Source organism: Rhizobium brockwellii, from assembly GCF_000769405.2.
Taxonomy (GTDB): Bacteria; Pseudomonadota; Alphaproteobacteria; order Rhizobiales; family Rhizobiaceae; genus Rhizobium; species Rhizobium brockwellii.
The window spans coordinates 2,258,021-2,270,928 of the sequence record NZ_CP053439.1 but is presented as its reverse complement, the minus strand read 5'-3'; the positions used below and the strand labels follow the sequence as shown (position 1 = coordinate 2,270,928).

The 12,908-nt window shown below is 60.7% G+C and carries 12 protein-coding genes; 8 read left to right on the top strand and 4 right to left on the bottom strand.

All coding sequences use genetic code 11. From position 1 onward, the window contains the following. The first annotated feature begins 102 nt into the window (after window positions 1-102). Window positions 103-936: a VCBS domain-containing protein gene (locus RLCC275e_RS11350; protein WP_033182330.1), complete on the top strand. Its 834-nt coding sequence runs from the start codon at window positions 103-105 to the stop codon at window positions 934-936. A gap of 127 nt (window positions 937-1,063) precedes the next feature. Here the strand turns inward: RLCC275e_RS11350 and fumC are convergent, their stop codons facing one another. After that, window positions 1,064-2,455, bottom strand: a complete 1,392-nt coding sequence (fumC, locus tag RLCC275e_RS11345; protein ID WP_033182331.1) for a class II fumarate hydratase — start codon at window positions 2,453-2,455, stop codon at window positions 1,064-1,066. Window positions 2,456-2,546: 91 nt separating this feature from the next. Here fumC and RLCC275e_RS11340 point away from each other — a divergent pair, with 91 nt between their 5' ends. Both RLCC275e_RS11340 and RLCC275e_RS11335 read left to right on the top strand, forming a co-directional pair. Further along, a complete protein-coding gene (locus RLCC275e_RS11340; protein WP_141653425.1) occupies window positions 2,547-2,783 on the top strand; it encodes a hypothetical protein in 237 nt (78 codons plus the stop codon). Between the two features lie 94 nt (window positions 2,784-2,877). Beyond that, window positions 2,878-4,791, top strand: coding sequence for a L,D-transpeptidase family protein (locus RLCC275e_RS11335; protein ID WP_033182332.1), 1,914 nt, complete (start codon window positions 2,878-2,880; stop codon window positions 4,789-4,791). Window positions 4,792-5,112: 321 nt separating this feature from the next. Here RLCC275e_RS11335 and RLCC275e_RS11330 read toward each other — a convergent pair whose 3' ends face one another. Then, window positions 5,113-5,829 (bottom strand): HAD family hydrolase, encoded by a 717-nt coding sequence (locus RLCC275e_RS11330; RefSeq protein ID WP_171816951.1) that lies wholly within the window; start codon window positions 5,827-5,829, stop codon window positions 5,113-5,115. A 225-nt stretch (window positions 5,830-6,054) separates the two neighbouring features. Here RLCC275e_RS11330 and rpiA point away from each other — a divergent pair, with 225 nt between their 5' ends. From rpiA to RLCC275e_RS11315, 3 genes are all read left to right on the top strand, one after another. Next, window positions 6,055-6,753, top strand: coding sequence for a ribose-5-phosphate isomerase RpiA (gene rpiA, locus RLCC275e_RS11325; RefSeq protein WP_012757713.1), 699 nt, complete (start codon window positions 6,055-6,057; stop codon window positions 6,751-6,753). A gap of 15 nt (window positions 6,754-6,768) precedes the next feature. Next, window positions 6,769-7,332 (top strand): DUF2059 domain-containing protein, encoded by a 564-nt coding sequence (locus RLCC275e_RS11320; RefSeq protein WP_003559913.1) that lies wholly within the window; start codon window positions 6,769-6,771, stop codon window positions 7,330-7,332. A 97-nt stretch (window positions 7,333-7,429) separates the two neighbouring features. Continuing rightward, window positions 7,430-7,714 carry an acylphosphatase gene (locus RLCC275e_RS11315; RefSeq protein ID WP_033182451.1) on the top strand — a complete coding sequence of 95 codons (285 nt, stop codon included), beginning with the start codon at window positions 7,430-7,432 and terminating at the stop codon, window positions 7,712-7,714. Window positions 7,715-7,884: 170 nt separating this feature from the next. On the opposite strand, the gene RLCC275e_RS11310 is transcribed toward RLCC275e_RS11315, so the two are convergent. Continuing rightward, on the bottom strand, window positions 7,885-8,097 hold the full coding sequence (locus tag RLCC275e_RS11310; protein WP_003540246.1) for a hypothetical protein: 213 nt from the start codon (window positions 8,095-8,097) through the stop codon (window positions 7,885-7,887). A gap of 249 nt (window positions 8,098-8,346) precedes the next feature. Here RLCC275e_RS11310 and gor point away from each other — a divergent pair, with 249 nt between their 5' ends. Further along, window positions 8,347-9,732, top strand: coding sequence for a glutathione-disulfide reductase (gene gor / locus RLCC275e_RS11305; RefSeq protein WP_033182333.1), 1,386 nt, complete (start codon window positions 8,347-8,349; stop codon window positions 9,730-9,732). A 179-nt stretch (window positions 9,733-9,911) separates the two neighbouring features. Here the strand turns inward: gor and RLCC275e_RS11300 are convergent, their stop codons facing one another. Then, a complete protein-coding gene (locus RLCC275e_RS11300; protein ID WP_033182334.1) occupies window positions 9,912-11,201 on the bottom strand; it encodes a vWA domain-containing protein in 1,290 nt (429 codons plus the stop codon). A 219-nt stretch (window positions 11,202-11,420) separates the two neighbouring features. On the opposite strand from RLCC275e_RS11300, the gene RLCC275e_RS11295 reads away from it, so the two are divergent. Beyond that, complete coding sequence (locus tag RLCC275e_RS11295) at window positions 11,421-12,794, top strand: class II 3-deoxy-7-phosphoheptulonate synthase (RefSeq protein ID WP_003540243.1); 1,374 nt, start codon at window positions 11,421-11,423, stop codon at window positions 12,792-12,794. The last annotated feature ends 114 nt before the right edge of the window (window positions 12,795-12,908 follow it).

Here is a 12,908-nt window from a genome sequence, read left to right as displayed (position 1 = left end):
TGGGTGAGGCTAGCGTAATCGCCTCGACAAAGACGACTCCAGGTTGCCTTCGGTCCGCGGCCAGTTCATATTCCCGGCAGCGTTAACCTGCCGGGGCTTCCAATGACAAATGCAAAGCCAACTGCTGTCGACGACCTTCTCGTTTTTTTCGAAGACAATTGGATCCGCGGGAATCTGCTGCGCCTCTCCAGCGATCCCGAGGGAGCGGACATGTATGTTCGCTTCGTCAATGGCGTTCGTATCGACGCCAAACATGGACCTGACCACGAAACGATCATAAGGGGCGAATACGGGACCTTCAGACTGAAACCTGACGGTCACTTCGAGTACGAGCTGGACTACACGCTCGACGTCGTGAAAAATTTAACAAAATACGATCAGCTCATCGAGACGCTGAGCTTCAAGATGTCCGATGGCTCGGGAGGCACGGACCTCGGCGTGTTGACGCTCGCGATCGACGGCGTCAACGAAGGCGACAAATACCATGAAAACCTGGATTTCGACGATTTGGGCGTCACATCGAGGGCCGATAATTTCTCTCTGCCTGATTATCGCAACTTTGCGCTCTCGGTGAATGGAAGCCACGAGGTGACGCTTCTGAACGGGTATGTCTATGATACCATCCCGGGTGTCGATGCCATCACCGAGGACGGTTTCAGCGATACCGTTCTATCGCCGGGTTCTGCGCCCGTAAGCTTGAAAATGCTCGATGGCGGGGAATTCACCTTTCAGAGCGTTTCGATTGCCGAATTGTCGGCAGCGCCCTTTCACCTGACGCTCACCGCGCTGAACGACGGCCAGATCGTCTATCAGCAGGAGTTCGAGGTCACCGGCCCCACTCTCGAGGTCAATCTCGAAGACATCGAAGAAATCCGTTTCGACTTCATGGGCAATTCCGTCGTGATGGACAATTTTTCGCTGTTTGCCTTGCTATAGGCTTGAGGGAGTTGCGGCATATCCCCTTCTCCCCGCGAGCGGGGGTCCGAAGGACGGGTCGAGACCTGTGGCTCGACCCCAGTTGGTGGCGGCAGCCGGATCAGGGGCTGTGGCCTATGCGACCTTCCTACTTCGGCCCGATCATCGTTTCCGGGCGCACGATCTCGTCGTACTCTTCCGATGTCACCAGGCCGCTGGCGAGGGCCTCTTCCTTCAGCGTCGTGCCGTTCTTGTGCGCTGTTTTAGCGATCTTGGCGGCTGCGTCGTAGCCGATCTTCGGGGCGAGTGCGGTTACCAGCATCAGCGAGCGTTCGAGGCCTGCCTTGATATTGTCCTCGCGCGCCTCGATGCCGACGACGCAATTGTCGGTGAAGGAGACCGCTGCGTCGGCGAGCAGCTGCACCGACTGCAGGAAGTTATAGGCCATCATCGGATTGTAGACGTTGAGTTCGAAATGGCCCTGGCTGTCGGCGAAGGTCAGAGCCGCGTTGTTGCCGAAGATATGGATGCAGACCTGGGTCAGCGCCTCGCACTGGGTCGGATTGACCTTGCCGGGCATGATCGAGGAGCCGGGCTCGTTTTCCGGCAACGCCAACTCGCCAAGGCCGGCGCGCGGGCCGGAACCGAGCAAGCGGATATCGTTGGCGATCTTGAAGAGGGCGGCGGCTGCCGCATTGATGGCGCCATGGGAAAAGACCATGCTGTCATGCGAGGCGAGCGCCTCGAACTTGTTCGGCGCGGTGACGAAAGGCATGCCTGTGATGGCGGCGATCTCCTCGGCGACCTTTTCGGCAAAGCCCACCGGCGCGTTGAGGCCGGTGCCGACGGCGGTGCCGCCCTGGGCAAGTTCGCAAAGGCCGGGCAGGGTCATCTCGATGCGCTTGATGGCGGAGCCGACCTGGGCGGCATAACCTGAGAATTCCTGGCCGAGCGTCAGCGGCGTCGCATCCTGGGTGTGGGTGCGGCCGATCTTGATGATGTGGCTAAATTCGGTGACCTTCATGTCGAGGGCGGCATGTAGGTGCTTCAGGGCCGGCAGCAGGTGATGGGCGATCTGCTCGGCGCAGGCGATGTGCATGGCCGTCGGATAGGTGTCGTTCGACGACTGGCTCATATTGACGTGATCGTTCGGATGTACAGGTTTTTTGGAACCCATGACACCGCCGAGCATTTCTATCGCACGATTGGAGATCACTTCGTTTGCATTCATATTGGACTGCGTGCCTGAGCCGGTCTGCCAGACCACCAGCGGAAAGTGGTCGTTCAGCTTGCCCTCGATCACCTCCTGGGCGGCCTCGACGATCGCTTTGCCGAGGTCAGGATCGAGTTGGTCGAGCGACATGTTGGCGCGGGCGGCGGCCTGCTTGACGATGCCGAGTGCGCGCACGATCGACAGCGGCTGCTTTTCCCAGCCGATCTTGAAATTGCCGAGCGAACGCTCGGCCTGGGCGCCCCAATATCGGTCGGCGGCGACGTCGATCGGGCCAAAAGTATCGGTTTCGGTGCGGGTTGCGGTCATCAGCCTTGCCTTCCCTTTACATGCTGTTTTCGGGCATTTTCGAAAGATGAGGTCTTATAGGTTGGAAAGTCCGACAAGAAAACTGGACGCCGTGCGAAATATTGAAACCGGAAGTCATGTTTGCGCAGGCTTTCCGGCGTGCCTTTTAAGCCACTTTGGAAATTTTATGCATCCGGGCGTTTTCGCCGCACTGGTCTGGCGGCGAAAATTCGGTAAAAAATTAACCAATAATTTCATAATTTTGTGTGAACTGCTGGGCGGCGCCGTGCAGGATCTCCGTCACACAAAATTGAGCCCGCCGGCGCTGGCGGCGCAGGCCGGTTTCTGATCAATGAGGCCTTACGCTGCTTGAGTTTCGCGGGATTTGAGCTTGAGCCTTGCGCTCGTGACAAGAACAGCATGACACCGGGACTGGAAGATATATGACGTTCGTTTTGAAAAGCGCGGCATCCGCATTGGCAATTTCCTGCGGCGTGGCGGTGATGAGTGCCGCACCCGCGCATGCTTATACATTGATGGACATGCTGCGCGGCGACAGGCAGCGGAGCCAGAGCACTATCTTCATGGACCAGATGCCGCCTGGCCGTGTGGGCCCGCGCGACGGCGTCGGCGGATCTCTCGGCGGGCTCGATCCGGAAGCGCCGCTGCCGAAGGTGAGCGGTCCGCGTTATTATACCTACAAAACCGAGACGCTGCAGTTCGTCGATACCGGCAAGTTCTCCGATCCCGTCGTCACCGGCGCGGTCGCCGATGTTTCGGGCAGCGGTGATGCCAACGCCGAGCCGGCCGTGCAGCGCCGTTTCCTGGCGCAGGCCAAGGTGCGCGCCAATGCCGACGTCGCGAAGGCGCTCGAAGCCTATTACGGCGACAGCCGCAATCCGCTCGTCTGGGTCGAGGGCAACCAGATCAACGACCGCGCCAAGTCCGCGATGCTGGTACTTGCCGATGCATCCTTCGTTGGCCTCGACCCGGCGGATTACGCCGTCCAGACCCCTGATATCGACCCGGCCAATCCCGATCCCGCCTTCCGCGATCGGGCGCTGACACAGTTCGAACTCGATCTCTCCGCCAAGGTGCTCGCCTTCGTGCAGGACACGGTGCGTGGCCGCATCGATCCGAACAAGATCTCCGGCTATCACGACTTCCAGCGCAAGCTGGTTAACCTGGCCCCGGTGCTGAAGCTTGCCCGCCTGAGCCCCGATGTCGGCGCCTATATAGGCAGCCGCTCGCCTGATAGTCCGCAATTCCAGGCGCTGAAGGCGGAGCTTGCCAAGCTTCGCGCCGCCGACGGCGGCAACGAGGAGCGAATCGTCGTTTCGCTCGACAGGCTGTTGAGGCCTGGCGACAGCTCGCCGGAGATCGCCAATATCGTCAAGGCGATCGGCAAGCACGGTTCCGAAACGCTGAGGACCGATCATGCGGCAACGCTTGCTGCTTACGCCGGCAGCATCGACTATTCGCCTGACATCGTTTCGCTGGTCGAGGACTTCCAGAAGGAGCGTGGGCTGAAGGCCGATGGCGTCATCGGCCAGGCGACCGTACGCGCCATGACCGGCGGCGACACCAATGCCTCGAAGATCGACAAGCTCGTCGTCGCCATGGAGCAGGCGCGCTGGCTGCCGGAAGATCTCGGCTCCCGTTATGTCATGATCAACCAGCCTGCCTACATGGTCTACTACCACAATGACGGCAAGGAACAGCTGTCGATGCGCGTGGTGGTCGGCGGCAAGAACAATCAGACCTATTTCTTCGACGACGAAATCGAGACGGTCGAGTTCAACCCTTTCTGGGGCGTGCCGCAGTCGATCATCATCAACGAGATGCTACCGAAACTGCGCTCGGATCCGAACTATCTCGACCAGCTCGGTTATGAGGTCGAGGTGAACGGCCACGCTGTCGCCTCGTCGAGCGTCGACTGGTACGGCTCGACCAATAATGTTTCGGTGCGCCAGCCGCCGAGCAGCGACAATGCGCTCGGTGAACTGAAGATCCTGTTCCCGAACAGCCACGCGATCTATATGCATGACACGCCGTCGAAGAGCTTCTTCAAACGCGACATGCGGGCGCTGAGCCACGGTTGCGTACGCCTTGCTGATCCGCGCGCAATGGCGGCCGCCGTGCTCGGCACGACGGTCGACGACGTCGCCAAGCAGATCGCCAGCGGCCAGAACCACGCGGTGCGCGTGCCACAGAAGATCCCGGTCTACGTCTCCTACTTCACCGCCTGGCCGAACAAGGACGGCGTGGTGGAATATTTCGACGACGTCTATGGCCGCGACGCTTATGTCGACAAGGCCTTCGACGCGACGACCAAGGCGCGTGGGGCGCAGATCTGATAATCAGCCCTGATTAGTGGTGCCGGCGGGCAGTCTTTTGGCTGCCCGTTTTTGTTTTTTACCGCGCCCACGGAATGGGAATAAAGTGGAGAGGGCTTGCCGCGTGGTACCCCCCTCTGCTCTGCCGGGCATCTCCCCCACAAGTGGGGAGATCGGCAAGTGGCACGACCTTCCGGCCCATCTTCCGCTTTGCCGGCGGCGACTATGATTGTTTGGGGAAAGCCGGCGCGCCTATCCAATCTCCCCACCTGTGGAAGAGATGCCCGGCAGGGCAGAGGGGGGGCCACACCGCTCGCCAGCAGAAAGAGGGACGGCTCCGTCTCAGACGGAAACCTTCTCCGCATATTCCCGCAACAGCGTTTCCACCAACTCCGGCGTCAACTCATCGAAATGGGTGATGATGCGGTCGGGGTTAAGTGTGTTCACCGGCACGTCGGAATAGCCGAAAGGCACGGCGATCGACGGTACCCCGGCGTTTCTTGCCACGGCGATGTCGTTGACGCTGTCGCCGATCATCACCGTGCGGGCGATGTCGCCGCCAGCGCGTTCGATGGTGCCGGTGAGGTGGCGGGCGTCGGGCTTGCGGTATTCGAAGCTGTCGCCGCCGGTGATGGTGTCGAAATATCGGGTGAGGTCGAGCTTGTCGAGCAGGCCGACTGCCAGGCTTTCCATCTTGTTGGTGCAGACGGCGAGGCGGTAACCCTGAGATTTCAGCCGGTCCATGGCGGCGACCAGGCCGGGATAAGGTTCGGTCCGGCCGGGCATGTTGCCGGCATAGTGGGCAACGAAACGCTCGACCAGCGGCGGCAGGGCGTCGCCTTCGAGCGGATGGCCGCGCAGCCGGCAGGCGCGCTCGACCATTACGCGCGCGCCCTGGCCGACGAGATGGGTGAGGTCGTCGTAGCTGACCGGCTCGAGGTCAAGGGCCGCGATCGTGTGGTTCAGGCTCTCGACCAGATCCACATGCGTATCGAGAAGGGTGCCGTCGAGATCGAAGACGACGAGCGCCGGGCGAGTGGGGGCAGGGGTCAAGGGCATGTCTCTTTGAGCGAGGGTCGTCTTGAGGAGCGATGGATCGTCCAAGGGAACGATGGATCGTCCCTGAGGTAGGCGATCACGCGGCGGAAAGCAACGTCCGGCGATGGCCGGAAAGGCCGCAGGCCTCTGTTTCGGCTTTTCATTTTCCGTGATGATTTTGACTTTCGTTTGCCAGGCGAGCCGTGTAAACAGCACATCCAACGCAATATCAGGAGCTGGCGGCGCATGGATGCCCGCGAAATGAAGATCAAGGCCGCCGAGGCCGCACTCGCCCATGTCGAAAGCGGGATGCGTCTAGGGATCGGCACCGGCAGCACGGCGGAAGAATTCGTTCGCCTGCTGGCAGAGAAGGTCGCGGGCGGCTTCAGGGTCGAAGGCGTTCCGACGTCCGAACGAACCGCGCGGCTCTGCGTCGAACTCGGCGTGCCGCTGAAGTCGCTCGACGAACTGCCGGCACTCGACCTGACGATCGATGGCGCCGACGAGGTCGATCAAGCGCTCAGGCTGATCAAGGGCGGCGGCGGTGCGCTGCTGCGCGAAAAGATCGTCGCGGCCGCCTCAGAGCGAATGATCGTCATCGCCGACGAGAGCAAGCTGGTCGATACGCTCGGCGCCTTCGCGCTGCCGATCGAGGTCAATCCGTTCGGGCTCGTCTCGACGCGGATCGCGATCGAAAAGGTCGCGGCCCGGCTCGGCCTCTCGGGTGAACTCGCTCTGCGCCAGTCGGGTGACGGAGAGTTTACCACGGATGGCGGCCATCACATCATCGATGCATCTTTTGGCCGCATTCCTGATGCAGAGGCGCTTTCGAGCGAGCTGAATTCCATACCCGGCGTCGTCGAACACGGGCTCTTTATCAATATGGCGGCACTTGCGATCATTGCCGGTCCTGCGGGTGCGCGCACGCTGCAGGCAAACAGATAACAGGAGCATATACTCATGATGAACATTGCAGGTTTTGGCCGTCTCGCCGCTGCGACCGTCGTACTTTCCGGGCTTGCCTTCGGCTCCGCCGTCAAGGCGCAGGAGGTCTCCGAGGAGCAGCTGAAGGCGTCTCGCGCGGCGATCGACGCCATTGGCGCCACTGCCCAGTTCGACAACATCCTGCCTGGTCTCGCCGAGCGCCTGAAGGCCGGGCTGATCCAGGATTCGCCGAACTACCAGGACATCATTTCGTCGACGGTCGACGCGCAGGCGCTGGCGCTGGCGCCGCGCCGCGGCGATCTGGAGAAGGAGGCGGCACTCACCTATGCCAAGACCTTCACCGTCGACGAGCTGAAGGCGATCGCCGACTTCTATAATTCCGACGTCGGCAAGAAGCTGCTGCGCGACGGCCCGGTCGCCTCGCGCGAGACGGCGAAGGCTGCCGACATCTGGGCGCAGGGCATTTCCCGCGACCTGGAAAAACAGAGCAACGTCGAGCTTTCCAAGGTCATCAAGGCACCGCCGCCGGCAACCGACAGCCCGACCGCTCCCGCTCCGGCACCGGCTGCCCAGCAGTAAGGCCTGTCCCATCAAATTTGCGAAAGCCCGGCATCGTCCGGGCTTTTTTGCTATGATACGGCAAATGCCGCCGGCGAGGCTTCAGGTGACCGCAGACATGTTCGCTCATGATAAGGCTGTCCGAGTGCGGATATCCGGAAAGGTCCAGGGTGTCGGTTTTCGCTATTGGACGCGCGATGAGGCGGTACGGCTCGGTTTGACGGGGTGGGTTCGCAATGAAGAGGACGGGGCCGTCGTCGCTGTGATCGCAGGACCCGACAGCGCCATCTCGACGATGATCGAGCGTTTCAGGCGCGGGCCTTCGGGGGCGTCGGTTTCGAGCGTCGAGACGGAAGCAACCCAGCTTGAGAAGAGCTCGACGGATTTCCGCATTACCCGCTGACAGCATCAATCACCAGAGCATGATCCCGAAAAGTGTGAGCGGTTTTCGAACGACATCATGGTCTACTTCTTTGATTTAGATCAGGATTCAGATTTTAGTCCGATCGGGTCTAAAATCATCCTGATATAGGCAGATGCAATTGGCATCGCATGTGCGCGGCAACTCAGCCCCTATGGGTTCGGGTTCTTTGCAAGTTGCCACACACCCTCCTCATCCGGCTCCACGCGCTTGTTGCCGCGATAGAAGATTGGCAGTCTCGTCTTCTTGTCGATTGAGAAACGGCTCGGCGTGTATTTTTCGTCCTCATGGCCCTGAATGGCGAGGCCGAGCGCTTCCTTGAATTTGCCAGCCTTGCACAGGTTGCTGAAGAGAGTTTGATCCATCTTTTGCTCCGCCATTCTTTTCCATCCCATGGATTGCCTGCCAGCCTCGGCCGACCGGGTCAACCGTAAACGGTAACCGGGTCAACCGAAGACGGTGACCGGGTCAACCGTAGACGGTGACTGGGATCAGCCCTTTACAATGAAGATTCGGCGATGGGAACCGGATGACGCGGGAGCGGGCTTTTGTTTTCATAACGATCGCCCCTATATCAGGAACATTCTTTCTGCGATTCCCTTCCGGAGCTCCTCATGTCTTCCTACGACTACGACCTCTTCGTCATCGGTGGCGGTTCCGGAGGCGTGCGCGGCGCCCGTGTCGCCGCCTCGCTCGGCAAGAAAGTGGCGATCGCCGAGGAGTATCGCTATGGCGGCACCTGCGTCATCCGCGGCTGCGTGCCAAAAAAGCTCTTCGTCTACGCCTCGCAGTTCCATGAGCATTTCGAGGATGCGGCGGGCTTCGGCTGGACCGTCGGCGAAAGCAACTTCGACTGGAAGAAGCTGGTGGCGGCCAAGGATGCCGAAATCGCTCGACTCGAAGGTCTCTACAAGAAGGGGCTCGCCGGCGCCAATGCCGAAATCCTTGAAACGCGCGCCGAACTCGTCGATGCCCATACGGTCCGGCTGCTGAAGACTGGGCAAACGGTGACGGCAAAGACGATCGTCATCGCCACCGGCGGACGGCCGAACCCGCATGCAGCCCTTCCCGGTCACGAACTCTGCATCTCCTCCAACGAGGCCTTTCATCTCGAAGAGCTGCCGAAATCGATCGTGATATCAGGCGGCGGCTATATCGCCGTCGAGTTCGCCAATATCTTCCATGGCCTCGGCGTCGAGACGACGTTGATCTATCGCGGCGCCGAGATCCTGTCGCGCTTCGACGAAGACCTGAGGCGCGGGCTGCACGAGGCGATGGTCGCCAAGGGTATTCGCATCCTGTGCCACGATACGCTGCAGAAGGTTTCGAAGGGTGCGGACGGGCTCATTCTGGAGACGCTGAACAACGGCACGCTGCAAGCCGGCGTCGTCATGCTGGCGCTCGGACGCGATCCGAACACCGAAGGCCTCGGCCTTGAGGCGGCCGGCGTCGCGATCGACGAGCGCGGCGCCGTTATCGTCGATGAATATTCCCGCACCAATGTCGAAAACATCTACGCTCTCGGCGATGTCACCAACCGGGTACAGCTGACTCCGGTGGCGATCCACGAGGCGATGTGTTTCATCGAGACCGAATACAAGAACAATCCGACCCGGCCGGACTACGAGCTGATCCCGACCGCCGTGTTCTCACAGCCGGAGATCGGTACTGTCGGCCTCTCGGAAGAGGATGCCGGCAAACGTTACGGCGAACTCGAGGTTTATCGCGCCCAGTTCCGGCCGCTGAAGGCCACGCTTTCCGGCCGGGCCGAGCGGATGATCATGAAGCTGATCGTCGATGCGGCGAGCCGCAAGGTAGTGGGCGCCCACATCCTCGGCCACGATGCCGGCGAAATGGCGCAGTTGCTCGGCATCACACTGAAGGCCGGCTGCACCAAGGACGATTTCGACCGGACGATGGCGCTTCATCCAACAGCGGCCGAAGAGCTCGTGACCATGTATGCGCCGAGCTATCGGATCCGCGACGGCAAACGGCTTTGAGCCGCGACGGGCTTTAGCTCTTTGTTTTATGCATGTCGTTGACCCGGAACCGCTGCACACTTCCAGGCGACATGCATTAGAGCCCCGTGCGTCCTTTCGGACGCACAAACGACGCTCTAACACCTTGAATCTACGCATCGTGCTTTCCGAAAATCGATTCCGATTTTCGGGCAGATGCGCTAGCTGGTGATGCGCGGCGCCCGGATGACCTTGAGGAAAAGCGCCTTCATCGCATCGGTGATACCTTCGGTCGGCGTCACCTCGAAATAGAGGCCGGGCGAGGCGCATGCCTGCATCTTCGTCGGGATCTCGCCCTGGAAAGGCTTGATCCACGTATTGTACCAGCTGTTTTTCGGCAGCGGCAGATAGGTGGTGTAGAGCACCGCGATCCTGATACCCTTGTCCTTCAGTGGCTGACAGAAGGACGTGTCGATCGGCTCCTGGCAGCGGTTGCCGGTGAGTTTTTTGGTGCAGCCTTTCGGTTTTTCGCTGTCGCCGACGCCGTCCGAGACGAAGAACAGAATCTTCTGCGGTGTCGTGGCGGTGCTGCCGTCGCCGGGGGTGGTGATAATGGTTTTCATCTGCGTCAGCGCGCTGTCGAAGCTCGTCTGCTGGTCGTTGTTATAGCCCTGATACGGAATGGTCATCAGGTCGACGGCGTCGGTATAGCTGCGCACCTTGTCGAGATCGTCCGTCGGGTCGGATATGGTGGTCAGCTTGGCATCCTCGGCCTTGGTGCCGAACGTATAGACGCCCATGCGGAACTGATTGCTGGAAACACGCGTGGACTTGGCGGTCACCGTCAGTTCCTTGGTCGCCTGGCGCACGACGTCGATGCGCATGCTGACGCCGAGCTTCTTGGCGAGATTGTAATAATTGTTGTTGTTCTGCGTTTCATGGCACGCGAAAGCGCAGGTATCGCTGGTGTTCTTTTCCATCGTCGAGACGTCTGTCGCGGTGGCGCCAACGCCCATCGAAGGGGTGTTGTCGAGCAGGATGTAGAAATCCATAAAAGACGCGGTCTGGTATTCGGCCGTCGCTGTACCAGAGATCGTGATCGAATCCCGGCCGAGCACACGCATGAAGGTGGTGGGCACGGTCGCGCTGAAGGAAACCTGCGAATTCAGCTTGTTGGCGGTCTTGGTGACATCGATTCCGAGATCGACATGAACGTCGGTCAGCTCCCCGGATATTTGAGACATGAAGATGCTGCGGGCGTCGTCCTTGCCGAGCGAGATCGTGCCGTTGCCGCTCATGGTCATGGCGGCTGCGACGGCGCCGGATTTCTCCGCGATCGAACCGACGGCAGCGGCATCGGCAGCGGCGTAGAGCTGCGTCCTCAGGCTGAGCGCGTGAGCGAAATCTACCGCCATGCCGGCCGCACCGAAGAGCGGCACCACCAGCAGTGCCGTCATGATGCCGAAATTGCCCGAGCGGTCCGATATGAAACCGGGCGGAAGGATCGCCATGCCATGTCCCCGTAGTTGAAACTCTCTCCGGTTCTACATTGAAAGTCTAAAGTATGGGAAAATCGACATGGTATACGCTGGTTTAACTAGAGCAGGGCGGGCGGCGGCGGTGAGGCGACAACTGTCGGCGAATGGTCTTTGCAAGCCTGACCTAAAGGTCTATAAGCCGCCGCATATTGAGGGCATCCTGAGGTATGGATGTGAGAACAGGTGAGTGAGATGGCAGACAATTGGACCCCGAGCAGCTGGCGGCAAAAACCGATCCTGCAGGTTCCCGAATATCCCGACGCAGCCGCTTTGGCGGCAACGGAAGCCACGCTCGCCAGCTATCCGCCGCTTGTCTTTGCAGGCGAAGCGCGCCGCCTGAAGAAGCATCTCGCCAATGTCGCCGAAGGCAACGGTTTCCTGCTGCAGGGCGGCGACTGCGCCGAGAGCTTCGCCGAGCACGGCGCCGACAATATCCGCGACTTCTTCCGCGCATTCCTGCAGATGGCTGTCGTGCTGACCTTCGGCGCGCAGCTGCCGGTCGTCAAGGTCGGCCGCATCGCCGGCCAGTTCGCCAAGCCGCGGTCGTCAAATGTCGAGAAGCAGGGCGACGTGACGCTGCCGGCCTATCGCGGCGACATCATCAACGGCATCGAGTTTACCGAGGAGTCGCGCATTCCGAACCCGGAACGCCAGGCCATGGCCTACCGCCAGTCGGCTGCGACGCTGAACCTTCTGCGCGCCTTTGCGATGGGCGGTTACGCCAATCTCGAAAACGTGCATCAGTGGATGCTCGGCTTCGTCAAGGACAGCCCGCAGGGCGAGCGCTACCGCAAGCTTGCCGACCGCATCAGCGAAACCATGGATTTCATGAAGGCGATCGGTATCACCTCGGAAAACCAGCCGGCGCTGCGCGAGACCGATTTCTTCACCAGCCACGAGGCGCTGCTGCTCGGCTACGAGGAAGCGCTGACGCGCGTGGATTCCACGTCGGGCGACTGGTATGCAACGTCGGGCCATATGATCTGGATCGGCGACCGTACGCGCCAAGCCGACCATGCGCATGTCGAATATTGCCGCGGCATCAAGAACCCGATCGGCCTTAAATGCGGCCCCTCGCTGCAGGCCGACGACCTGCTGCAACTGATCGACATCCTGAATCCTGCCAACGAGGCAGGGCGCCTGACGCTGATCTGCCGATTCGGCCATGAGAAGGTCGCCGACAGCCTGCCGAAGCTCATTCGCGCCGTCGAGCGCGAGGGCCGCAAGGTCGTCTGGTCTTGCGACCCGATGCACGGCAACACGATCACGCTCAACAACTACAAGACCCGTCCCTTCGAGCGGATCCTGTCGGAAGTCGAAAGCTTCTTCCAGATCCACCGCGCCGAAGGTTCGCATCCGGGTGGCATCCATATCGAGATGACCGGCAAGGACGTGACCGAGTGCACCGGCGGCGCCCGCGCGGTCTCCGCAGAAGACCTGCAGGATCGCTATCACACCCATTGCGATCCGCGCCTTAACGCCGACCAGGCGCTCGAACTCGCCTTCCTGCTTGCCGAGCGCATGAAGGGCGGCCGCGACGAAAAGCGGATGGTCGCCAACGGCTGAGATCAGCCTGAAACGGATGACGAAAAGCCCGGTTCGCCGGGCTTTTTTATTGAGAGGCCTCGCTCTTTGCTCAACGTCATCCTCGGCCTTGTGCCGAGGATCTGCTCCGCCGGA